The 22,842-nt window shown below is 56.9% G+C and carries 17 protein-coding genes; 7 read left to right on the top strand and 10 right to left on the bottom strand.

Annotated elements, in window-relative coordinates; translation table 11 throughout:
* Positions 1 to 90: 90 nt before the first annotated feature.
* From FTW19_RS07590 to FTW19_RS07620, 7 genes are all read right to left on the bottom strand, one after another.
* A complete protein-coding gene (locus FTW19_RS07590) occupies positions 91 to 1,527 on the bottom strand; it encodes a neutral/alkaline non-lysosomal ceramidase N-terminal domain-containing protein (protein ID WP_147647057.1) in 1,437 nt (478 codons plus the stop codon).
* A gap of 155 nt (positions 1,528 to 1,682) precedes the next feature.
* Positions 1,683 to 2,207: a DUF1579 domain-containing protein gene (locus FTW19_RS07595; protein ID WP_222705542.1), complete on the bottom strand. Its 525-nt coding sequence runs from the start codon at positions 2,205 to 2,207 to the stop codon at positions 1,683 to 1,685.
* A gap of 288 nt (positions 2,208 to 2,495) precedes the next feature.
* Complete coding sequence (locus tag FTW19_RS07600; protein WP_147647058.1) at positions 2,496 to 3,446, bottom strand: hypothetical protein; 951 nt, start codon at positions 3,444 to 3,446, stop codon at positions 2,496 to 2,498.
* A 1-nt stretch (position 3,447) separates the two neighbouring features.
* Complete coding sequence (locus FTW19_RS07605) at positions 3,448 to 4,089, bottom strand: hypothetical protein (protein WP_147647059.1); 642 nt, start codon at positions 4,087 to 4,089, stop codon at positions 3,448 to 3,450.
* Positions 4,061 to 4,768: an RNA polymerase sigma factor gene (locus FTW19_RS07610; RefSeq protein ID WP_147647060.1), complete on the bottom strand. Its 708-nt coding sequence runs from the start codon at positions 4,766 to 4,768 to the stop codon at positions 4,061 to 4,063. Before FTW19_RS07610 ends, FTW19_RS07605 begins: the two co-directional genes overlap by 29 nt.
* Positions 4,769 to 4,861: 93 nt before the next feature.
* Positions 4,862 to 6,262, bottom strand: a complete 1,401-nt coding sequence (locus FTW19_RS07615) for a type II secretion system protein GspD (RefSeq protein WP_147647061.1) — start codon at positions 6,260 to 6,262, stop codon at positions 4,862 to 4,864.
* Positions 6,263 to 6,277: 15 nt separating this feature from the next.
* On the bottom strand, positions 6,278 to 7,996 hold the full coding sequence (locus tag FTW19_RS07620) for a type II secretion system protein GspD (RefSeq protein ID WP_147647062.1): 1,719 nt from the start codon (positions 7,994 to 7,996) through the stop codon (positions 6,278 to 6,280).
* A 480-nt stretch (positions 7,997 to 8,476) separates the two neighbouring features.
* Here FTW19_RS07620 and FTW19_RS07625 point away from each other — a divergent pair, with 480 nt between their 5' ends.
* A complete protein-coding gene (locus tag FTW19_RS07625) occupies positions 8,477 to 9,004 on the top strand; it encodes a hypothetical protein (protein ID WP_147647063.1) in 528 nt (175 codons plus the stop codon).
* A 150-nt stretch (positions 9,005 to 9,154) separates the two neighbouring features.
* On the opposite strand, the gene FTW19_RS07630 is transcribed toward FTW19_RS07625, so the two are convergent.
* Positions 9,155 to 10,477, bottom strand: coding sequence for a hypothetical protein (locus FTW19_RS07630; protein ID WP_147647064.1), 1,323 nt, complete (start codon positions 10,475 to 10,477; stop codon positions 9,155 to 9,157).
* Between the two features lie 230 nt (positions 10,478 to 10,707).
* Here FTW19_RS07630 and FTW19_RS07635 point away from each other — a divergent pair, with 230 nt between their 5' ends.
* From FTW19_RS07635 to FTW19_RS07645, 3 genes are all read left to right on the top strand, one after another.
* A complete protein-coding gene (locus FTW19_RS07635) occupies positions 10,708 to 14,388 on the top strand; it encodes a carboxypeptidase-like regulatory domain-containing protein (protein ID WP_187143351.1) in 3,681 nt (1,226 codons plus the stop codon).
* A gap of 140 nt (positions 14,389 to 14,528) precedes the next feature.
* Positions 14,529 to 15,527, top strand: a complete 999-nt coding sequence (locus FTW19_RS07640) for a family 43 glycosylhydrolase (protein WP_147647066.1) — start codon at positions 14,529 to 14,531, stop codon at positions 15,525 to 15,527.
* Positions 15,528 to 15,568: 41 nt separating this feature from the next.
* Positions 15,569 to 17,701: a TIM-barrel domain-containing protein gene (locus FTW19_RS07645; protein ID WP_147647067.1), complete on the top strand. Its 2,133-nt coding sequence runs from the start codon at positions 15,569 to 15,571 to the stop codon at positions 17,699 to 17,701.
* A gap of 65 nt (positions 17,702 to 17,766) precedes the next feature.
* On the opposite strand, the gene FTW19_RS07650 is transcribed toward FTW19_RS07645, so the two are convergent.
* The gene (locus FTW19_RS07650; RefSeq protein WP_147647068.1) at positions 17,767 to 18,747 is read right to left on the bottom strand and encodes an SDR family NAD(P)-dependent oxidoreductase; all 981 of its coding nucleotides are present in this window, start codon (positions 18,745 to 18,747) and stop codon (positions 17,767 to 17,769) included.
* A gap of 114 nt (positions 18,748 to 18,861) precedes the next feature.
* Here FTW19_RS07650 and FTW19_RS07655 point away from each other — a divergent pair, with 114 nt between their 5' ends.
* The 3 genes from FTW19_RS07655 to FTW19_RS07665 all read left to right on the top strand — a co-directional run bounded on the left by FTW19_RS07655 (position 18,862) and on the right by FTW19_RS07665 (position 21,731).
* Complete coding sequence (locus tag FTW19_RS07655) at positions 18,862 to 19,440, top strand: TetR/AcrR family transcriptional regulator (RefSeq protein WP_147647069.1); 579 nt, start codon at positions 18,862 to 18,864, stop codon at positions 19,438 to 19,440.
* Between the two features lie 111 nt (positions 19,441 to 19,551).
* Positions 19,552 to 19,938 (top strand): BlaI/MecI/CopY family transcriptional regulator, encoded by a 387-nt coding sequence (locus FTW19_RS07660; protein ID WP_147647070.1) that lies wholly within the window; start codon positions 19,552 to 19,554, stop codon positions 19,936 to 19,938.
* A complete protein-coding gene (locus tag FTW19_RS07665) occupies positions 19,935 to 21,731 on the top strand; it encodes a M56 family metallopeptidase (protein ID WP_147647071.1) in 1,797 nt (598 codons plus the stop codon). The genes FTW19_RS07660 and FTW19_RS07665 overlap by 4 nt, the downstream gene beginning before the upstream one ends.
* 167 nt (positions 21,732 to 21,898) lie before the next feature.
* Here FTW19_RS07665 and FTW19_RS07670 read toward each other — a convergent pair whose 3' ends face one another.
* Positions 21,899 to 22,810: an NADP-dependent oxidoreductase gene (locus FTW19_RS07670; RefSeq protein WP_147647072.1), complete on the bottom strand. Its 912-nt coding sequence runs from the start codon at positions 22,808 to 22,810 to the stop codon at positions 21,899 to 21,901.
* Positions 22,811 to 22,842: the final 32 nt, after the last annotated feature.

Below are 22,842 nucleotides of genomic sequence, written 5' to 3' on the forward strand. Positions count from 1 at the left end.
TACACGGCCCGGGCTACATGGGAAAAAGAGGATCGACGACAGACAGCTTTTTGCGAAACGGAGAATTCCGTGGAACAGGGAGTGACTGAATCATTCGGTTGCTTGGTGGATAAGATCAAGTGCCGTTTGAATAATTTTATTCTCCGCGCAGCCGGGTTTGAGACGGGAGTCGATCACCTGGAAAGAAAGATGGCTGTAGGCATCGTCCGAGTAGATGTAGCCGGAGTTTGCCCTGCCATTGGTCAGCGTAGAAAAAATGAGGTTGTTGACTGGAGCGGTCTGTTTCAGCTTGAGACCGATGTTGGTGTAGACCTCGCCATCGACTCCGGTGATATAGATGTCGCCGATGCGGAGCAGACTTACCGTCATCGTGACGTCCGGTCCATCTTTATAAGGCGGCATCGCATTTTCGCGGACGGGATTGTCGGTATCGGTGCGGTCGCGGCCTGGGCAGGAGATGAGTTGTTGACCGCCCCAGAGGCGGGCCTCCGGGACAGGCTTGATCTCGTGCCGCATCAGATAGAGAGTCTTCTCGGCGAGCAGAACTCCCATCATGGCGACATTGGCTCCGGTGCGGGCAACTGCCTTGCGGTACGCCGGCATACTCTGGTCGGGAACTGCTTTGAGATTCGCAACTGCATTTGTCTGATTGAAATTGGGCGTCGGCGCCGGAGGCGGCGGAGGTGCACCGATGGTCTCGGTTCCGGGAGCGTTCTCTCGGCGGAAGGCGGTGAGCTGGGTCTCGCGCAGCAGCGGATTCTGGTCGCCCGAGGTTCCCTGGGTGAAGATGGCGACGGTCTTGTGGTCGAAGTGTTCTTCGATGGCGCGTGAGGCCTCGCCGGGAAAGTCGGCGCTGACCACACCGGAGAGATAGAAATTAATTGGGTGCATTCCATAGTTCATGTACACGCCGATGGGGATGTAGTCGGGGCCGATGAACTCGATGACGGAGAGCGTCTTGTCGGAGACACCCTGCGGATTCGGTTCCTGCCGCCACTCCAGCTTGCTGTTGAAGAGATCGCGATTGATATTCAGGTCGACGGTGGAGCGGGCATAGCCAACCGTGGCAGGCACGAGCTTTGACTTTGCCTCGGTCACGGCTTTGACGATGCCTGCGGTGACGATCTCCGGCGACGGCGATCCACCGGAGAGACTGGTAGACCCGCTATGAGTATGCGTCGCAGCGATGAGGATGTTTTGCTTGGGGCATCCCGTGATGGAAACGACCTGCGGCAGGGAAGCATCGTAGACATCTTTGCGCATGTTGATCTGATCGACGCCTACCAGCACGGCGCAACTGTTACCTGATGTGATCACGATAGCGCGGGCGAAGAGAGGATCGCGAATGATGTCGCTCTTGAAAAGCAGCTGGCCGGGCTTTGGCGTGATGTCTGCCATGGCAGCGCCGGCACGCAGCGTATGTGCCTGCGGTTGTGCCTGAGCCATGCTCACGATCGTGGAAACACAAAGAATCGCTATTGCTCCAAGGAGGAACAGCTTCTGCGTGGCTTGGCTGTGAGGCCGCATCTCTTCTCCAATCTGATTCTCTGCTGAAAACGTACAGCGCCTCTTGTAGACCCGGAAGACCGAGGCCGATTCGTAATGACAGGAGTGATTCCGGACGCGAGAAGGCTATAGCACGGAGAGGACGTTACACAACCGGCGTCCCCTCCGGCGTGGTTTCACTGCTGAGCTCTGTGAAACTCCATGAACCAATTTGTCTCCCAGGTTTCGCCGCTGTCCTCAGAGAATGCCTGTTGCCATTTTGCGGAATCCTCCGAGATATCAAACCAGCGGAAGCGGATGACGATCGGGCGGCCCTCGAAGGTGTCGTTCGCAAAGAACGTCCCGACGCCGTTCTTAAAGCTGCCGACAACCGGAACATCCAGGTGTCCTGGATGACGGCCGTCGAGCCACCAGATGCTCCATGTCTTCTTCTTCGGATCGAAGGCTCGTAGAGCCACAGCCTTATAAGGAGCGCCGGGCACGTCCATCACATTCTCATCGACGTTGGCGTGACCGGAGAGAAGAGGCTGCATGACGCAGGTTCCAGAGAAGACCTGCCAGGTGTCATCGTTGGCAAGCCGGTGTACCAGCTTGCGGTGCTGTACTTTCCAGCTTCCGATCAGGAAGTCGAAGTCGTGTTCGGAAGAGGTGCCCTGCGTGGCTGTGTCCTGCACTGCTGGCTGCGATTGTGGAGTCATCATAGGAGCGGTTCCGGCCAACAACCTATCAAATTGCTCCTGACATTGTGAAATGCCGCCTCTCTATCGCATTTTCCCTGTTGCTGGGTATCCCAGAAGAGGAGTGCAGCGGCGTTTTCATTGCGGAAAACGCCCATAGATGCGGAGTCCCTACATTACACCTACAGGGAAAATGCTTTAGAGCATTTCCCTGTTACTGGGTATTCCGGAAAGGGCATACAGTGGCGTTTTCATTTGCGGAAAACGCCCATAGATGCGGAGTCCCTACATTACACCTACAGGGAAAATGCTCTATCGCAAGGGCGGCGGTTCAGGGATATCTTCGACGGTGTAGCCGGCGGGAACCTGGAAGAGCTTTTCGCCGGGTTCTTTGGCTGAGATCTTTACCAGGGTGTACTTCGTTTCGCCGAACCGTGGATCGTTCTGCGTGCTTTCGAGAATGAGCTTGAGATCCGCTGAATACCAGGTCTCATGAGTGATCTCGATGGGGGAGTCATTGCCAATGGAGTTGGCTGGGATGACGACGCGTGTTCTCTTACCGACGGCCTTGAAGCCTTCGATCTGGCGCTCTCCCAGTTGTTCTGTCTCAGGTTCCTTCGCAGGAGTGCCGGGAGCGGCAAGGACTCGGGTCTGCGTTGCGAAGCCCACGGCGCCGCTGGTAGGCTCTCCGGCAACGTAGGTGATGTTGGGACCGCCCCCAGCGACGGATGCCGTAAGAACCGGGCCGCCAAAGCCTCCAAGAGGAATGACATGGGCTAGTTTTGGATTGTCGGTGTAGTCGATGTGAGTTTTGCTCACCGGATCAAAGATTGTCGTCAGTGTCGGCGCCGTTTCATTCTGACCACCTGCTGAAGCAGGTTCACCGCTGGAGGTCCACGGGCCGATGGATTTCATCGTCTGGACACGGAAGGTACGCCCCTTGCTGTCGCGGCCGACGGATGCCTCGCTCTTCTGCGTAATGTGAGCGCCATTGCCAAGGGTCTGCTTGAGCTCGGTAACTGCCTGCGCGGTATAGGGGCGACCGGTCACCACCTCCGCATGTCCCTGAACCCGCATCGGTCCACCGACAGAGAGAATGCCGACTTCGGCGGGCATGCCTGCGGCCGCTATCGTGCATGGTCCGCTGGAGTCATCCGCAGGCTCGCAATGGATAGCGCGAGTAACCTGCGTTTGTGCAAAGGCGCAGAGGGACACAGCGAAAGGGAGTGCTACGGCATAACGGAGGGTTGAGGCGTGCTTCATGTCAGTTCTCCTTTACAACCTGAAGTGGGAGCGGCAAGCTGATTGATTTCGGCAGTCCATCATCGCCGAGGGTGACGTCTGCGATGATCCTTGAGTCTGCGGCTACTGCAGGCAGGGGCAGGCCCAATGCAGCCAATTGCACTTGCGGCATGGCTACGCGGACGACGGTGGAGGTGCCGGTCGAGATATCCGGATTGGAGTAAGGCAGAGGGACAGTAAGTCTGTCTATCGGCTTTGTTTTGGGAGGAGCCGCGTCTGGCACCCGCGTGCTCTTCTTTGTGCTCGATACCGGGGAAGAGATTTCAGGGACCTGAGAATTGGAAGAGTTAGAGCCAGGCGACGGCGGCAGTCCCGGCGGAGTTACCTGCAGATCCAATGCTGCAACTTGAGGACGGAGTGGTAAGAACATAACGACCACCACAATCGCAAGCGCGGCAATCGGAAGCGCCCACAGCCAGTGATGTTGGAGCGCCTGTCGCCCGCGTTGAAACGGTGTGCTGCTGAATTGCAGGGAGCCCATCGCCTCCAGTTGTTCGCGAATATAGGGAGAAGGTTCTTGCGGTGAGGCCTCTCGCAACAGGCGCAGCAACTCGTCGGTGCGCGCCAGACGTTTGTCAGCCGTTTGCAACGGATGCTTTCGCATGGAGACCTCCTTCCTTGAGTTTGCGATGATTCTTCCTGTTTCGGTCACCGGCGGTGAGCTTCGCTGTGAGCAGGACCTTGGCACGGTTCAACCGGGAGGCTACGGTACCTTCCGAGCACTGCAGCATTGCTGCGACATCGCGATAGCTCTTCTCCTGCAGAGCACAGAGAACGACAACCGTACGGTAGTGTTCCGGCAGCTCGAGAATGAAGCGATGGAGCAGCTTGATCTCGGTCTGTGTTGTCAGCGCCGCCAGATACTCCCAGGACCCTGAAGTCTGCTGGATGTTGTTGAACAGGCCGCTCCAGTCCATCTTTCCCTGCATCTCGTCCAGCGAAAGCAGCCGGAGGTTTCTGCGATGCTCCTGCTTGGCAAGATTACGCGCGATGCCGAGCAGATAGCCTTCCAGGGTGCCTTTGGCGGAATCGAAGGAACGCATCGGTTCGGGAGTGGCCATTGCATCCAGAATCACGATGAAGACCTCCTGTGTAAGCTCTTCCGCCGCCGAGATGGAACCCGTCATATGCATCAGATAGCGGTATACAGTTCTGCCATAACGGTCATACAGCTCAAGAAACGAGTCCTTGTCCCTCCGCTTCAGGCGGAGTGCAAGGTCTTTGTCAGGGCCGCCTTCGCGGGCTGACGGTGTCGTTTTAGCTGGAGCTTCAAACCAGCGCACTTGCTTCTGTCCCTCGTAATGTATTGGACGGGCGGCGCGCAAGCTTCCACAGAAAGCGGATATTTTTCAGGGGAAGCCGAACAGGCTGATGAATCAGCGGGTTGGGAGAAGAAGGACCGTACCCGCAGATTTGTCGTGCGCCATGCGAACGATATGCGGTGTCACCATCAGGATGATCTCCATGACGTCATGCTCGGCATTCCGATGGGGTTCGGCATTGAGCGGCAAACCTGTCAATGCGGCTGAGGCTTGTTTCTCAAGCAGGCTAACCAGCAGGGCGCTCTGCCCGGAATGCAGCACAGCTTCACCGGTGTACTGCCGGTTCGAGAGTATCGGCAGATCTCCGATGCCCGTTCCGGTGAGAGCCGCGACGGTGAGATCCAGATTCAGTGCGATGTGTTCCGATTGGTTGATGCGAGGGGTGACCTTGAGAGTGATGCCCAGGTCCTGGTATTGGAACTGTGGAACGGTCGAGCCAGAAGAGGAGGAGCCGACGTTGGAGGTCTTTGAGATGAGGATGGGATATCGCGATCCAATGCGGATGGTTCCTTGCTCCTGATCCAGAAGGCGAAGCTGTATCTGTTTAAGAGAGCGGGCCTCCGATGAGTTGAGGGCCAGGTCCGCCGCGACGTCGCCGATATTGAGGCCCAACTCCGTCAGACCGCCTCCAAAGACAACGAAAGGGCTGTTAAAGACACTGTCTTTTACCGCGCCCGAGGCGATGAGGATCGCAATGATCTTTTCGTAGTCGGTTGCGTCGGCCAGGCCACTGGCGACGATCTGTTTAACGGCATCGGCGTTCGCAGAGAGAATCTGGCTGATCTCCGTAGCGACGTGGAAGAGATTGGTCGATCCCGGCAGGGTCAGGCCGATGTTTCGGGTTTTGCTCTTGTCGAGCTCATAGAGTTCAACATCCAACAGAATTACGCTGCGTCCGTTCAGCAGCTCATGAAGAAGAGCATCCAGTGGAAGCAGCTCCCGTTGTGGGGCGCGAATTGTAATACTGTTGGCGTTTGTCTCGAGCGCATAGGAGCCGGTCTCCAGGATGGACCGCATCAGACCTGCAATGTCATTCATCTCTGCAGCAGACATGCCGAGCAGGCGGATTGTCCCCATCTGCAGATACTCATACCGTTTGTGGTTTTCTACGGTGTCTTCATAGAAATGAGCCTGCGTTGTCTCCCAGGGAACGGCAAAGGTTCCGGTGACGAGTTCCAGGGCTTCGAGTGCCTGTTGCAATGAGGCATCGTCGATCTGCAGCGATACCTGCCGTTGTGGGACGGTGACGTCGATCGACGCCTCCAGATCATATGCGCCAAGCACCTGGCGAATGAGCGTCTGCGTATCGGTTCGCGTGTGAAATGAGCAGTGTTTCTCCGAAGGTTTAAGTTCGATAGCTGATTTCAGCTCATACGATGGCGCAGATGTCTGTGCGCCGCAGGCCACGAGGTAGCTTGCGGTGAAAGCCGAGAGGATTCCTGTCCGTCTGATCATGTGTGCAAAGCCGCGTCATTCTTCTGAGTGCGATTTCCGCAGCTGGATCGACTCGCCCGTCCCGATATCCACCTGCTTCAGACTTGCCGGATTGACCTGCATGGTACGGACGAGGTGCGGTGTGATGAGAAAGACGATCTCGTCATGTTCCAGCGTCTGTTTCTGGGTGCTGAAGAGATATTTGATGAGAGGAACCTCACCCAGGCCGGGTGTCCCGCTGACATCCTTGTTGTTCTGGTCTTCAAGAAGACCTCCTATCAGGTTGCTCTCTCCCTCTTTGAGCCGGATGACCTCGTCGACGGCTTGCTGGCTGATGATCGGCTCGGTGACACCGCTGATGGTGGTCTCACCGGTCTTCGCACTGATCTCCACCTTTACCTTCAGCGTTACATCGCCGTTGTAGTGGATCACCGGCTGCATCTCCATGGTGACGCCTACGTCGATATAGGTGAACTGCGTCTGCACGGCAGCAGAGCTCGCCGCCGTAGGAGTGCTGTAAGAACCGGTTGCGACGGGGATCCTTGAGCCGATCTTGAGCGTGGACTTCTGACCGTCGGTCGCCCGCAGTCTCGGGTTCTGCAGAATACGGGTCTCACTATCGGTCATCAGAACCTGGGCTGCGGCAGAACCGACCGTAAGCTGAATGTTCTTTGCATTCAGATGAGCCAGGTCGTTCAGGTTGAATTTGGCATCGGAGTCGGTGCTGGTGCTTTGCAGTGCAGCCGAGATGCTCTGCGGAAGCTGCAGGCCGAGATTACGTACCTTATCTTTGCTTACTGTCATCACGGCGACGTCGATGACAACCTCGGCATGCGCCCGGTCCAGATCGTCGATCACCTTTTGGGCCAGGAGAAGCTGATCGGGCGTACCCCGCATGACGATGGCGTTCTGACTGGGGACAAGGAAGGTTCGTACGCTCTGGTCCATCACATTCCGCAAGGCCGTGATGAGTTCATTGGCGTCGCTCTGTTGCGTGGTGTTGGCGAGATAGAAGGTCTGCAGCGCCTGGGTCTCCACGCTGGTTCGTTTCGCCCGGGTATCGGCCGCAACAAAAATAGTGTTCGGGGTGATCGGCCTCCAGAATGTTCCGGTGAGCGTGCCGATGACCTGCAGTGCATCCGCGAGCGGTATCTTCGTGATGTCGACGGCGACCCGTTTGGTGATGAGGTCAGGATCGAACAATACGTTAACTCCCGCGGTCTTGCCGATAGCCTGATAGATCACCTTGGTGTCTTCGATCATGTGCAGTGTGATGGCATCGTCTGAGAGCGCTTTCAGTTCGACTGGTTTTGCCATGGCCGCAACCTTACGGTTGGTCTCAGGGGATTGCGGCAGGTCGCTCTTTTCAGTTGGAGAAGGGATGATGCCTGCAAGTCCGGCGATCGCCTGCTGGACAGCTGCATTGGATGGATCGACAGAGGAGGCGCGAAGGTACTCCGCCAGGGCATCGGTTGTTTTCCCTGCCTGCCTGTATTCGTTGCCCCGCTTCAAATGAGCGGCCGACGATAGCAGCCGTACGCGCTCGCAGGCAGTGCGGTAGCGAAGATCGGTGGGTGACTTCTGCAGGGCTGTGCGATATGCGAGGAAAGCCTCTTCATACTGCTGCCGGGCCTCTGCAGCCTGTCCTTGCTTGTAGAGAGAACGCGCCGAAGGTTCTGCCCATCCTGATACGGGCAACAGGCATAGCAAGGTCATGGCCAGAAAGGAAAGAGCACAAGTTCGGTTCAAAGGCACAGCAAAACACCCCCACGGGTATTTGTTCGGAAGCAAGAAAACTTCCGGAAAATCTCAGATTTTTGTGGAAGGAAGCGTCAGGAATGCAGGCTTATAAGCAAGGTGAAACGATGTCGCACGGGCGACATAGCGCATTTTCCCTGTTGCTGGGTATCCCATAAGAGGAGTGCAGCGGCGTTTTCATTGCGGAAAACGCCCATAGATGCGGAAGCCCTACTCTACACCTACAGGGAAAATGCTCTAGCGCCGGCATATCTGCGATGTAATCGGTAGACGCAGCAGGAACGAATGACGTTAGCAAGAATGAATGCCGGATTGATTCCTGCTGCATGAAGGGGGACGAGCCGTGCATACATCGGAGGATGCCTCGATCAGGCCGCCTGGATCGCGTCAGCACTTACTTCATTGCAATGATGACGTCTTCGCCAATTCTTCGAAATACGCTTGCCATTTACGGCGCAGTGGCATGACACTTCAGATATGAATCCATTGTGGTTCTGTACGACCGCCAGCCTTATCGCGCTGTGTGCCATCTGCCTTGTTACTAAGGTATATAAGGAGCTGCGTTTCTATTCCGGTATGCAGGCCCTGTTCGCGCTGTTGGCGCTAGTGTTTATCTGGGCCTATTACTCTCCCCGGGTTTCACAAACTTCCTACGAAGAGCTGTTCTGGTGGAAGCAGCACTTTACCCAGGCCAGTGAGATTGTGCTCTGCGTATATCTACTGAATGAGGAGATTCAACGTCCGTCCCGGCTGAAGAAGCTGCTGGCTTACATGAATGGCGGATATGCGTTGATCAAGTATCTGCCTTCGATTGTCAGCGATGTGCCGCAGGAGGTAGAGAAAAGTTTCTTGTATCAAGTGCAGCAATGGACGAACTTTGCTGTCATAATCGGCTCGGGAATTGCCATCCTATGGCTCTATCCCAAGGAGAAAGTGAATGCCGGAAGAGTTGAAGGAAACGAAAGAGACGGGGTATACGCAGGAGCCGACGGAGGCAGCGTTTAACGTAGCTGAAGTGGCCGCGCTGAGCGAAGATGATGGTTCAGACGGTGGCGAGCCCCCGACGAAGCCCAGCAATGGCTGAGAAAAAGCCCCTCGCGATGGAGGGGCTTTTTACTGTTCTAGAACGACCGAAAGAGATTCTGGTCGTTGTTCCTACCAGAAATAAACGTCCACAATTTTGGGAGAGCTGGTCGTTGTTCCCACCAGATTGGTCTCTAAGACCACTTGCAGATTCTTTTTCTCCCAGCCGGCGGGCGCCCGCGCGGCCACTTCATTCCAGGACGACTCCTGCGAGACGAATTCTCCCGCGATCTGATTGCCGAAGCTGTGCAGTCCGGCGAGGGACAGGAAGGGTTCATGCGTCACTGGATCAAAGGTCCGGGTCACGATGGCATAGTCTTTCGCCTGCGGCTCCGGATAAGTGCGAAGCAGGGACCATGACCGTTGCGGGTTGAAGGCGTCCCGGATGCGCGGCGGCCCGCTGTCAGAGTCGCCGCGGTCGAAGGTAAAACGCAGCCCGGCAACATTCTGTTGGGTCCAGGGATTGGAGAATGAGCCGATCGCAATGATCGGGTGGCCGCGAAGCTCGTCCATCTTCAGATCGGTACCCTGGCGAACCAGGGGAGTCTTGCCCTTCCGTTCCAACGCAAGCGTAACCGACAGTGTCGCCTGAAGGACCGGTAACGAGACGTGCCAGTTATGAAAGGTCTGAACGTCCGCCAGTCCAAGATTTATTGACTCGCCCGGTTTCAGCCGGGAGAACTGCTGCATGGCGTTGGGTTGGAACTGAAGTGTATCGGTGGTCGGCAGACTGACGACCGGCGAGGACGGAGCATCCAGGATGGGCTGCCAGAAACGATCGAAGTTGGTCGTGTGGGGGCGAAGCGCAAGCGTCATCCATACGGCCACGACGATAAGGGCAACGGCTCCGCTCCCCCAGAAGAGCCTGACGCGTCCCGGCATCGTCGCGTGCTGACCGACCGACTCTTCGGTTGCTGCGACGTGCGGGTGGTCTTCCTGAAGGGAGACCGGCGGCCGATCGATGGGGCTGGGCAGGGCTGAGTTGGGCTGGGGCGAGGGCTGGCTCTGCGTCTCCTGAAGCTTCCAATGAAACTCCGGAATATATCCCCCGGCCATCAGGTCGATCCGCACCGGCGTCGCAGATCGCTGACTGGAGTAGTACTGCGCTAGTCTCCGGCGGACATCGTTCGCCCTTACCCGGACGATGGAATCGGTTGCGGTCTCATAGTCGACCGCCCGGCCAAAGAGCTCTACACCCAGGAACCGTTCGGTCAGGCTGTCGGCGTCGCCGGCAAGGGCATGCTTGACGACGAACTCAAGAAAATCCCTGCACCGTTTACTGCTCGAAAAACTATCGCTGGTCAAAATTCTCGCCAGCTCATCTAGAGCCGCGTCTACCTGCTCCCGGGAAGGGGGCGACGCGTGCGCTGACGATTGCGCTAAAGAGGAAGTCATTGTCTTCTCGTTGGGAAACCAAGCATATCACGCTCGTAACGTGCTCGTAACGTTCTTTGTAAAAGCGCGCAAGTTATTGATGAGCTTCATGATGCGGCCATTCTGCACGGCTGAACTGTTCCAAACGTTGACACCCCGATTTCAGCAAAAGAGACTCGGCGACGTTCAGGAACAGGGTGCTTGACGAGTAGATGCTCCCTGTCCTTCGGATGCTCATTAGGAGGCTTTCAGTGAAAGCACGTATAGCAAGTCATCAACGGTGGGGTTGGAATCTGGCAGTCAGGTCGTTCGCAATCGGTATGCTCTGCCTTCTGTTCGCCGGAGCAATCGGTTCCTTACATGGACAGGTCCTGCAGCGGCTTCTCGGGAGGGTCAGTGACCCCTCAGGCGCTGTTGTTCCCGAGGCGACCGTAACTATTACGAATGAAGAGACGGGGGTGGTGACGACGACACAGACCTCCAAAACAGGAGATTGGGTCGCGCCTTATCTCTCTCCCGGACGTTACACAGTCTCGGCCGCAAGGCCAGGTTTCACCACCGCCATCGAGACCGGAGTCATTCTGAACGTCGGACAACTACGGTCAGTCGATCTTGAATTGAAGATCGGTGCGACGACGGAGTCCGTCACCACAACGGCGCACACCCTGGCGCTCGACACGGTCTCGGCCGACAGGCAAGCGGTGATCGAAGGTACAGCGGTCTCTGATCTGCCCTTCAACGCCAGGAACGTGATGGTCAGCACCATCGCAGTCCCAGGAGTAGGCAGCAAGAACGGCCTTAACAATCAGCTTCCCTATGGCAATATCACCAGCGGCCTGGTGGTGAACAGCTCGGCGCTGTCGATCAACATGGACGGTGTAAATAACATGTCCACCGGCTTCCAGACGATGTCGTACCTTCCGTTGGTCGATACCGTCCAGGAGATGGTTGTGGACACCACGCCGTATGACGCCGGTGCGGTAGGCTTTGCGACGGCCGGCAATCTCGACGTCCACTTGAAGAGCGGAACAAATACGTTGCACGGAACCGTGTACGAGTACTACAAGAGCACCGGCCTGGATGCGAACAGCTACCAGAACAACTACTTCGGAAGACCGAGGGCGAGTCATAAGAGCAACCAATACGGTTTTGAGCTCGATGGACCGGTTCGTATCCCTCTCGTCTATAACGGTGTCGATAGAACCTTCTTCACCATCGCGTTTGAGAACTTCCGCAACCTGACGCCAAATCCGATCACAACGTCGGTTCCCGGAGTCTTTGGTGGAGCATCATGGTTCACGCCGATCAATGGCTATTACCAGTTCAATGGCCTCGTCCAGGGAAATGGTGCGGCTATTACGCTCTACGACCCTGCATCTCCGAATGCCGCGGCGCGTAAGTCGTTTCTCAGCGAGGGTGCGCCGAATAGCTATTCCATTCCTGTATCGCGGGTGAATACGGCGGCTCTGAATATCCTCAAGTACTATCCGGCTCCGAATGTCGCTGCTCCTGCGGGCTCGGCTCCCTGGCAGAACAACTACTACTTCAACGGATCGATTCCCAGCATCTACCGGAACTTCATGATCAAACTCGATCACAATCTCAGTCCGAACGACCGCGTATCGGCCCGCTGGGGTTGGTGGAATCAGTTCCAGACAAGCAACACAAACGGCTTTGCCGCGAATAGTCCGGCGGTCTATGGCCAGTTCCCGAATGGGCAGAAATTCCAGACCTTCTTCGCCGACTGGGTACATACCTTCAGTGCGCACGCGGTCTTCAACTTCAAGGCGAGCGTCAATATGGACGAAGCGGAGAACAAGGCATCCATCCCCTTCGATACGAGTTCTCTGGGGACTCCGAATGTATCTGCGGGGGTGACGCAACAGAGCCTTCTCGGGTTCTTCCCGCAAGTAGGCCTCAGCGGATTTGCGCAGATGGGATCAACGGCAACGTCGATTGCCATCCACAATCAACTCAGCATCCTGCCATCCATCACACTGGTCCACGGTCCGCATGATATCCATATCGGACTGGACAACCGTGAGTACCAGATATCCGCGAAGCAGAATGCCGGTGGGTTCACCCTCACCTCGAACCAGCAGTGGACGCAGGCAAGCAATGCGAACACGGCGGATGCCGCCTCCGGCCTCTCGATTGCGTCGTTTATGTTGGACCACGGATATCTTTCGGCAACCGCTTCTGTCCCCACGGCCCCGAACACGGTCACTGGCGGTCTGGTTCAGCCGGCGCAGGAGTTCCGCTCGTTCCACTACTGGGGCGTCTTCTTCCAGGACAACTACAAGGTCAAACAGAATCTGACGCTCAATCTGGGATTGCGCTATGACTTCCCGACACAGGCCGTCGATCGTCACAACCGCTATACCAACACCTTCAACTCGACTGTCGTGAATCCCATCAGTGCGGCGGCGGGAAGCGTGTACACGGGCGGCCTTACCTTCTCCGGCGTGAATGGAACTCCGCGAACCCAGATCCCGCGAGCATGGTACCTGTTTGAACCGCGCTTCGGCTTCTCGTACAGCCTCAACCAGAAAACTGTGATCAAGGGAGGCATTGGAGGCACCTTCAACTGGGCGGCATATACCGGCTCGCAGACCGGATTCAGCGCGACAACGCCGCTTACTGCCTCTCCGACGACCCTCTACACAACGCCGACGTCAACGCTCGATACTCCATTTCCCGGTGGCTATGTTTCTGCTCCAGGAGCGTCGTTGGGATATCTTGCCGGTCTCGGCTCAAACATCAGTTATTACAGCCCGGACACGCGCTTCGGCGAGACCTGGAACTACTCCCTCGGTATTCAGCGGCAGTTGAGCCGAGGAGACATCCTTGATGTCAGCTACGAAGGGAAGTCCTTCACCAAGGGACCGACCGGCGACGACATCAACGTTGTGCCTGCGAGCTGGTACGCGCAGTGCAATGCCGAGATCGGTGGCAATCCCACTCTCTGCACCGCTGCGAATACGGCGAATCCCTTCAAGGGCGTCAATGGGTTTCAGGGAACGAACTTTTACACCGCGTCCACGGTGCAGAGTGGAGTCTTCAAGCAAGCCTTCCCGCAGTACACGGCGGTCTTCCAAAACGGAGCCCAGAACCATAACGGCCTGTGGCTGAACTCGTTCCAGGTCTCCGAGACTCATCGCTTTGCCCATAGCCTTACGTCCACCGCGAGCTATGCCTATTCCAGAATCATGGATAACAATGGATGGCTCGACTACACCTATCGCATCAACGCGAGAATCCAGGATCAGAACGACCTGAATCATCGCATCACGTTCACTGGTGTTTATCAGCTACCGGTCGGAAGAGGACAATCTTTCCTCGGGCAGGCAAACCGCCTCGTAGATGCGCTTCTCGGAGGATGGAAGGTCGGTGGGCTCTTCCTCTTTGAGACCGGCAGACCATGGCAGCCGCAATGCGGCGGTGGGCAGCACGCTGGTCTGGGTGGATCGACAGGCTGCCTGGAAACTCCCTTCGGCCTGAGCCCGATCAAAATGGCACGCACTGTGTCTGGTTCGGGGCCTCAGGTGATTCGCGGTGCAGCACCATGCGTGGGCGATCGCAATGCAACCACCGGAGCGATTGTTCTTCGCGCCTCGGCGATCTCCTACGGATGCCAACAGGCGAACTTCGTCTACAAGGCGCTCTATGCACCGGTGCAGCAGATCACGTCGTTCGGCATCCGGCTCGGAAACACGTCGGAGTTTGACGCTAATCTCAGCAAGAGCTTCAAGATGTGGGAGAACTACACCCTCATCTTCAAGGTCGATGCTTTCAACGCGCTCAATCATGCGGTCTGGAATAACAGCTATCAGACTACGAACGATGCTAACTTCGGCGCCCTGTTGAAGGGACCGACGGGGCAGGGCAATCAACCGCGACAGGTCCAGTTATCCGGCACTGTCCGCTGGTAAATGCGGGGGGGGCGCGTTCGTACAGGGCGTGCCTCCTTTGACGCAGGAATCCCGCTGCCAGCAGAATGGCTGCGACTGCTCCGCTGATTGTGCTCGGGCAGATCTTACGCATTCATGGTTCGCGGAAAGGATCTTGGAAGATGAAGAGGTCGAGGTGGCTGTTCACGTTGGTTTCCAGCATTTGTGTGGGTGTCATGTTGCAGCAAGCGTGCTCAGCACAGGAGAAGATCATTCGGCCGGGAGATGTATGGCTTGATGACCGTGGGCGTTCCATTGAGGCGCACGGTGGTGGGATCCTGAAGGTGAAGGATACGTACTTCTGGTTTGGAGAAGACCGCACTCCCACGAATGATCCCGATAAGCGTTATGTCTCCTGCTATTCCTCAACAGACCTGGTGCATTGGAAGTTTCGCAACCAGGTGTTGAAGCTGAGCAATCCTGAGAACCTTACCAACTGGATTCTGGAACGGCCGAAGGTCTTCTACAACAGGCAAACGAAGAAGTTTGTCATGTATGCCCACCTGGATGCTGCTGGCTACAAGCTTGCGCGCGTGGCCGTTGCGGTGAGCGACGCGGTAGATGGCGACTACAAGTACGTGAAGAGCTTTCGTCCTCTCGATCAGGAGAGCCGCGATATCGGTCAGTTTATCGATGATGATGGCGCTGCCTACCTGATCTTCGAATCGCGTCCGACGCACGGATTCTTTATCGCCAAACTCTCAAACGATTATCTGTCGATCGAAAAGCAGGTCAGCTTTATCCAGGCTCCGCTCGAAGGCGGAGCGATTGTGCATTACAAGGGGCTGTACTACGTTCTTGGCTCGCATCTCACCGGCTGGAAGCCAAACCCCAACGTCTATGCCACGTCCAAGTCACTGGCGGGGCCATGGAGTGAGTTCAAGGATGTCGCTCCACCGGAAGTGAACACCTATGCCTCGCAGTCGAGCATGTTGGTCAAAGTTACCGGGACGAAAGATACAACCGTGATCTATATCGGCGACCGCTGGAAGCCGTCTGCGCTCACTGATAGCCGCTATATCTGGATGCCGCTCGCGATCGGGGAAGGAAACATGAAGCTGCCTGAGCCAAGGCCGTGGACCCTGGACGTAAAGAGCGGCATAGCGGCGGTTCTTCCATAGCCGCGAAATTTGTTTGCACCACAACATACGAAGGAAGGTCGATGTCATCGAATCGGATTACGAGAAGAAGCCTGGCGAAACGTCTCCTGATGACGAGCGCTGCAGCCTCAACGCCAGGAGTATTGTTTGCTCAGGAGAAAGAACAGTCATCACGGCAAGCAGCAGACTGGACCGAGGTTCGCCCGGGTGTATGGAGAGCACGCATTGGAACTCCGGAGTCCTACACCCCGGTCTCAGGCCGGCTGGTGGATCCGCAGATCAACGGATTTGATCGCCTGCCTCATGTGGCCGAATCTCCACTTCCTTCTATCTCAGGCACTATTTCCATCCGCGGAACAGTCGTTCAATTGCCGCTCCGGCCCAACGAGCTTGTCTTCGGCTTAGGGTTGCAACTTCTTTCCTTCGATCAACGCGGGAAGAAGAAGACCATCCGCGTGAATGCCGATCCCAGGTTTGATTCAGGAGACTCTCACGCCCCCGTGCCGTTTTACGTCACGACCAAGGGCGTAGGGATCCTGGTCGATACCACTCGTTACGCAACCTTCTTTGTCGGGAACGCACGGCCCAAGCCGGAGGAGCCGGCAACGAACGTCAGCAACGTCAATCCTGATCCGAATTACACACACAACATTGAGACGGACGATCAGGGGCAGGTTACGGTGGAGATCCCGAACGCCGCTGGCGTCGATGTCTATCTCTTCGCCGGGCCGAGCATGCTGGATGCCGTGCGTCGTTATAACGTCTTTTCTGGCGGTGGTTTTGTTCCGCCGGAGTGGGGGCTGGGGTTCTGGTATCGGGCAGATTCACGGGCGACATCGCAGAGAGTCGTGTCACTCATGAAAGAGTTCCGTGATCGCAAAATCCCCTGCGATGTCTTCGGATTGGAGCCGGGCTGGCAGAGTCACTCGTACTCCTGCACCTTTGCGTGGGAGGGGCAACGGTTTCCGGAGCCGACAGCATTCCTGTCGGAGATGAAGGCGTTGAACTGCCGCGTCAATCTCTGGGAGCACGCTTTCGTCCATCCGGCTTCACCCATGTTTCCCGCAATGCGGTCACTGTCGGGAGACTATGGCGTTTGGGGAGGTCTGACTCCGGACTTTGCGGATCCTGCAGCAAGACGCGTGTTCGGCGAATACCATGGCAAGACCTTTGTCGATGCGGGTGTCAGCGGTTTCAAGCTGGATGAATGCGACAACTCTGACTACACCGGAGGCTGGTCGTTTCCTGAGCTCAGCCGTTTTCCCTCAGGGCTGGATGGGGAACAGATGCACAGCGTGTTTGGTCTTCGCTATCAATTCACCATCTGGGATGAGTATCGCAAGCGGAATCTGAAGACCTACGGTCTGGTGCGTTCCAGCGGCGCCCTGGCTGCGCCTTACCCCTTTGTTCTCTATAGCGATCTGTATAACCATCGAGACTTCATTCGCGGCTTGGCAAACTCCGGCTTTAGCGGTTTGCTGTGGTGTCCGGAGGTACGCGATGCCGCCAGCGAAGAGGATCTGCTGAGGCGCCTGCAAAGCGTCGTCTTCTCGCCGCTGGCGCTTGTGAATGGTTGGTACATCAAGAGTCCGCCGTGGCGACAACTGAATCGCAAGCTGAATAATGCGGGACAGGACATGGCCAACTGGGAGGCGACTGAGTCGCGCTGCCGCGAGATTATCGGCTGGCGCATGAGCCTGATCCCATATCTGAAGAGCGCATTTCATCGCTATGCGGCGGACGGAACTCCTCCGTTCCGCGCACTGGTGATGGACTGGCCGACTGATGCCCGCCTGACCAAAGTGGACGATCAATACATGATCGGCGATCGCATGATGGTGGCTCCGTTGTTCGCCGGAGAGGCAAAGAGGGAAGTTGTTTTCCCCGGCGGGAGCGACTGGCATGATTTATGGACAGGAGAGCTGATCAAGGGCGGCACTACAATTACAGTCGATCGAACTGCCGAGAAGATTCCTGTGTATGTGAAGGCTGGCAGCATTGTGCCCTGGGCCGATGTGGGAGCTCATACAGCCGCGCCGGAGTCCAGGCGTCTATCGGCGCGGGTATACGGTAATGGATCACTGAGCTTCAAGTTCGAGGGCGATGCCGGCGCGGAGATGCGGTGGTCTGGCGGGAAAGGGGCAGTCGCCGGTGAGACGGACTATCGCATTCATCACTGGCAGCACCTCGGTTGAGTAGCGATCGGGTAGAAGTACAAAGCGGAGCCATGTGGCTCCGCTTTTGTAGTTACCAGATGGATTTACGCGAAGGTCTCGCCCACCATCTCTTCGCTCTTCTTCCAGAGACCTGCCGCATTTGCGGGGTCGAGAGCGTAGCCGCGAACGCCTTCGCTGATGGCGCTGATCACTACGTCGTCTGCAACGATATGGCCAACGTGGCAATTCTCGCAGTACTGACCGCCGACCTCATCGCTACCGGCGACCACAGCCGCCCAGACAGAGGTTGAGGAACCCTGCGGAATGGTCTTGAACTCGAAGCCGCTCTTGCCTTCGTTGGCGAGCTGCTCATTGATCGCGTCGACCATCTTCTCGATGGCTCCGGGATCCATGTGACGCGCCAGCTCGGTCATAATTCCGCCGGGATGTACCGCGGCCGCGCGTACGCCGCGCCCGCGATGACGGCGGTCGAACTCCACGGCAAACAGAATGTTAGCCGTCTTCGAGCGTCCATAGGCAATGAAGGGTTCATACGGAGTGGTTTCGAAGTTCGGGTCGTTCAAATCGATATTCGAGAAACGATGACCGGATGAGGCAAGGTTTACCAGACGGCCTCCATCCTTGATGAGCGATGCAATGCGGTTGATGAAGACAAAGTGGCCCAGATGGTTGGTGCCGAACTGCGTCTCGAATCCGTCCTCGGTTTTGCCCAAGGGAGTTGCCATTACGCCTGCGTTCGCGATGATCACATCGAAAGGCTTGCCTGCAGCGACCAGCCTGTCAGCGGCCGCGCGGACGCTCTTCAGGCTGGCGAGGTCCAGCTCAATCAACTCAAAGCCACCGCCGCCGGCCTCAGCCGCTTTGGTGATCTCTGCGGTGGCTCGCTTCGCCTTTTGCAGGTCACGCGCGGCTCCGACGACATCTGCTCCATGCGCCGCAAGGGCGCGGGCCGTCTCCACACCCAGACCGGCGGAGACGCCAGTGACTAGAATTCGTTTGCCCTTCAGGCTGATACCGGCAAGAACCTCATCGGTGGTTGTTGTGTATCCAAACTGCGCTGCCATATTGCTTCCTCCGCATAGAACCTTTTGACCCGGACCGCGCCGGGGAGTAAAACGGAGAGTGTCTCCGCTCGGAAGATAGGATTACCGGAGACTCTCTCCGGATACAAAAAGATTATGGCTGGAAGATCCGCTCCTCCTGTTGCCCGTAAACCGCGCGCCGACGCACTGCGGAATCGCGAGCGAATTCTTGCAGTTGCGAAGAAGGCGTTTACGCGCAGTGGAGCCAATGCCAGTCTGGATGAGATCGCCAAACAGGCCGAAGTAGGACCGGGAACACTCTATCGTCACTTTCCGACTCGTGATGATCTGCTGGCAGCGGTCTACCGTTCGGAAGTTGAGAAGCTGGGTGAGGCGCAGGAGCGATTCTCGGCATCCATGCCGCCAATCGAGGCGCTGCGGGAGTGGCTGCTGCTCTTTGTCGATTACATTGCGGCTAAGAAGATCATTGCGCCGGCTCTTGAATCAATCGCCGGAGGGCCGTCGCGGCTCTACGAAAACACGACAGGTGTTTTAACGGGAGCGATCAACACGCTGGTCCGGCGTGCTGTCGAGAGCGGCGATGTGTTGCCGGATACGGATCCTATGGATCTGCTCCGCGCGGTCTACGGAGTGAGCAGCGTGGCTCCGGACGTGGATTGGACAGCCAGCGCCAGGCGCATGGTGGAGATTCTTATTCGCGGTCTGCGACCTTAGAGCGTTATCCCTGTAGGGTTTAATAGACGGATTTTTATGCCGAGAAAGTAATTTTCATAATTACGATAAAGATCGTTGACGTACGATTATAGTCGTACTAATCTCCTGGCTATGAAGAAGAATGCACCACTGCCGCTGCCAACAGAGGCCGAGCTCGAGATTCTGAATGTTCTCTGGAACTCCGGTCCTTCTACGGTTCGTGAAGTCCATGCTGTTCTGGGGCGTGATACCGGCTACACCACGGTGCTGAAACAGATGCAGGTGATGGCTGCAAAGGGATTGCTCAGCCGCAGCGAACGTTTCCGTTCCCACGTGTACGAGGCACGCCTGCCCAAACAGGAGACGCAACAGCGGCTTGCAGGCAATCTGCTGAACCGTGCCTTTGAAGGCTCGGCGTCTCACCTGGTGCTGGGTGCTCTCTCTTCCAAGCCGGTCTCCGCGAAGGAACTCGCTGAGATCCGGCGCATCCTCGACGACTTTGAAAGGGGATCGAAATGACGACCGGCCAATATCTTGCTCATGTCTTCGGATGGACGCTGCTTCATTTCTGCTGGCAGGGAACGCTGATCGCTCTTCTGCTGGCTTGCGTTCTCGCGTTGCTCTCAAAGCATTCCCCGCAACTTCGTTACGGTGTCTGTTGCGCGGCGCTCGCCCTGAATCTCGTCACGCTTGCAATTACGTTCGAACGCGTAGCAGTGAATGACGGGGGGCGTCTGCGGCATGCCGTCGTAAGTCCAAATGGATGGTTTGGAGGCGTGCCGGAGGACCTGGTCCAAGTGACCCCATCGCGGTTGGATGAACTCGAACAGGCGCTTGATCATTCGTTGCCGGTCGTTGTCATCGTGTGGAGCCTTGGCTTTGCGCTCTGCGTTACTCGTCTGAGCCTGGGACTTGCTGCTGCAAGACGTCTGAGGCTGACTGGTACGATGCCGGCGTCTATAGAAGAGACGCATCTATTCCTTGCTCTCCGCGAACGTATCGGCATCGATCGTCCTGTCAGATTGTTGCGCTCGGCGGTGGTGCAGGTGCCGGCGGTCGTGGGTTGGCTGCGGCCAGTCGTTCTAATCCCGATAGGCGCGCTCGCTGGTCTGTCTCAGGTGCAGATTGAGGCTATCTTTGCGCATGAGTTGGCGCATATTCGCCGTCACGACTATCTGGTCGGTATCCTGCAGTCCGTTGCTGAATCGCTGCTCTTCTATCATCCGGCCGTCTGGTGGATCTCGCACCAGATCCGTAAAGAGCGTGAGCTCTGCTGCGACGATCTCGCGGTCTCCTGGACCGGCGATCCGGTTCTCTATGCACATGCGCTCTTTCAGCTTGCAGCGCAGCGGTCCAATTCACCTGCAATCACACTCAATGCCAACGGAGGCTCTCTCACGATGCGTATCCGCCGTCTGCTCAACCAGAACAATCCGCCGGCCGTTCAACCTTTTGCGGTACTCTCTGTGCTTGCACTCGCGTTCATCGTAGCTGGTGTCTGTTTCAGCAGTGCACAAGCACAACACTCACTCACCGCAGTCGACCGGTTGAATATGATTCATGCCATCACGGGTGTGCATTCTGTCATCGACACGGCCTCCAAAGAGAGCAGCGATCTGATGGTTGCAAAGGTCGCTCAGCCCGCACAGCCGCTGCTTACTACCGCTGACTTATCGACGCTCGCTGTGGCTGATCAGAAGGAACAGGAAAAGAAGAAACCGATCAGGGTCTCCGCTTCGATTATGGCTGGTCAAATCGTTTCGACGGTAAACCCCGTTTATCCCGAAGCGGCCAGAAAGGCGCGGATCGAGGGAACCGTCGTGTTGCATGCGATCATCTCAGAGACCGGCGATGTCATGGCGCTTCAGGTGCTCAGCGGTCCTACAGCGCTTCTTGATAGTGCTATCGACGCAGTGCAGCAGTGGAAGTACAAGCCCTATCTGTTGAATGGGCAGCCAATCGAAGTTTCAACGACCATAAGTGTGACCTATTCGATCAGCGATGAATCCTCAGCCGTGGCTCCATGCACGACCCAGAACTCGGGATGCACGATGCCGGTGCTGCTCTCTGCAGTAGAGCCCGAGTATCCATCCCAGGCGCGCGAGGCGAAGTCGTCCGGGGTTGTGATCGTGAGCCTTACCGTCGATGAGAAGGGCACTCCGCAGAACCTCGCCGTATTCAGCTCTGCAGGGCATGGCTTTGACGAGAAGGCGCTCGAAGCGGTTCGCAGATACAGATTTCAGCCGGCGACAAGGAACGGTCTTCCAACAGTTGCGGAGCTGAAGATCACAGTTAACTTCCAGTTGTTCTAGAGATTTCTCTAGTCTCGGGACGGCTTATGCCGTCCCTCTTTCTTTTGGCCGCGCAGCCAGGGCGTTTCCCCTGTGGGTGTGATCAAGGGCCTCCGCATCTATGAGCGTCTTCCGCAAAGAACGCCGCTCTTCTGTCCCTCCGGGACACTCGGCAATAGGAAAACGCTCTAAAAGAGCAGAATCTTCCCTTGAGATCCGCCGCCATGCTCGGCCATGCGATGTGCTTCGGCTGCCTCGGTGAGCGGCAGTTCGGTACGGATAGGAAGCCGAAACTTCCCATCTCGAACGTCGTCAGCGAACTCCCGTACCTTGGATGGATCGGGAACGGCCATCATGGCATTGACGGTAATGGCTGGAAACTGCTGCGCATTTTTCGGCGGACCGACGACACTGCCGTACATCCCGCCACTTTTTACCTTCGCGATCAGCTTTGTGGCGATGTCTCCACCAATGGTGTCAGCCACTGCATCGAGCGGCGGCAGGGTCTTGAGGGCGTTGTCATCATCGAGTGCGAAAACACCGTTCGCATTCAAGCCCAGGGCCTGTTCGATCTGGGTCTTGCGTACGCCGGCGAGAACAGTTGCTCCTGCTTTGCGGGCAGAGTGAATCGCGGCTCGGCCAACGCTGCCGAGAGCTCCTGTGACAAGCACTGTTCTTCCGGCATGAACCTTTGCCGCGCGTCGGACCAATTGGTCTCCGGTAAGTGAGACCAACGGCAAAGCTGCTGCCGCAACCGGATCGACTCCGTCGGGCAGATGAGTCACGTCATTCGCCTTAACCGTCACCAACTCGGCATAGGTGTGCCAGGCCAGCGCCAGCACCTTCTGGCCGGGTTCGAACTGTGTCACTCCCGGTCCCGTCGACTCGACGATTCCACTGAGATCTCGTCCCAGAATGGCAGGGAACTGCAGCGGAAAGCGTTCTTTCGTTGCGCCGCTTCGCATCTTATAGTCGATTGGATTGACACTGGTCGCGAGCAGGCGGACCAGAATCTCACCTTCTCCGGGTACTGGATCAGGAACTTCCTCCAGGACAAGTTCTTCGGGACCGCCATACCTATGAATGCATACTGCCTGCATGCCGGCTGTTCTCCTTTCGAGCGAATGATGTT

Origin of the sequence: Terriglobus albidus (genome assembly GCF_008000815.1) — a bacterium.
GTDB lineage: Bacteria > Acidobacteriota > Terriglobia > Terriglobales > Acidobacteriaceae > Terriglobus > Terriglobus albidus_A.

Excerpts from the sequence above, each read along its gene's own strand:
- FTW19_RS07590 (WP_147647057.1), bottom strand. The coding sequence starts at position 1,527 with ATGCGGCCTCACAGCCAAGCCACGCAGAAGCTGTTCCTCCTTGGAGCA.
- FTW19_RS07595 (WP_222705542.1), bottom strand. The coding sequence starts at position 2,207 with ATGATGACTCCACAATCGCAGCCAGCAGTGCAGGACACAGCCACGCAG.
- FTW19_RS07600 (WP_147647058.1), bottom strand. The coding sequence starts at position 3,446 with ATGAAGCACGCCTCAACCCTCCGTTATGCCGTAGCACTCCCTTTCGCT.
- FTW19_RS07605 (WP_147647059.1), bottom strand. The coding sequence starts at position 4,089 with ATGCGAAAGCATCCGTTGCAAACGGCTGACAAACGTCTGGCGCGCACC.
- FTW19_RS07615 (WP_147647061.1), bottom strand. The coding sequence starts at position 6,262 with ATGATCAGACGGACAGGAATCCTCTCGGCTTTCACCGCAAGCTACCTC.
- FTW19_RS07625 (WP_147647063.1), top strand. The coding sequence starts at position 8,477 with ATGAATCCATTGTGGTTCTGTACGACCGCCAGCCTTATCGCGCTGTGT.
- FTW19_RS07630 (WP_147647064.1), bottom strand. The coding sequence starts at position 10,477 with ATGACTTCCTCTTTAGCGCAATCGTCAGCGCACGCGTCGCCCCCTTCC.
- FTW19_RS07640 (WP_147647066.1), top strand. The coding sequence starts at position 14,529 with ATGAAGAGGTCGAGGTGGCTGTTCACGTTGGTTTCCAGCATTTGTGTG.
- FTW19_RS07645 (WP_147647067.1), top strand. The coding sequence starts at position 15,569 with ATGTCATCGAATCGGATTACGAGAAGAAGCCTGGCGAAACGTCTCCTG.
- FTW19_RS07650 (WP_147647068.1), bottom strand. The coding sequence starts at position 18,747 with ATGGCAGCGCAGTTTGGATACACAACAACCACCGATGAGGTTCTTGCC.
- FTW19_RS07655 (WP_147647069.1), top strand. The coding sequence starts at position 18,862 with ATGGCTGGAAGATCCGCTCCTCCTGTTGCCCGTAAACCGCGCGCCGAC.
- FTW19_RS07660 (WP_147647070.1), top strand. The coding sequence starts at position 19,552 with ATGAAGAAGAATGCACCACTGCCGCTGCCAACAGAGGCCGAGCTCGAG.
- FTW19_RS07665 (WP_147647071.1), top strand. The coding sequence starts at position 19,935 with ATGACGACCGGCCAATATCTTGCTCATGTCTTCGGATGGACGCTGCTT.
- FTW19_RS07670 (WP_147647072.1), bottom strand. The coding sequence starts at position 22,810 with ATGCAGGCAGTATGCATTCATAGGTATGGCGGTCCCGAAGAACTTGTC.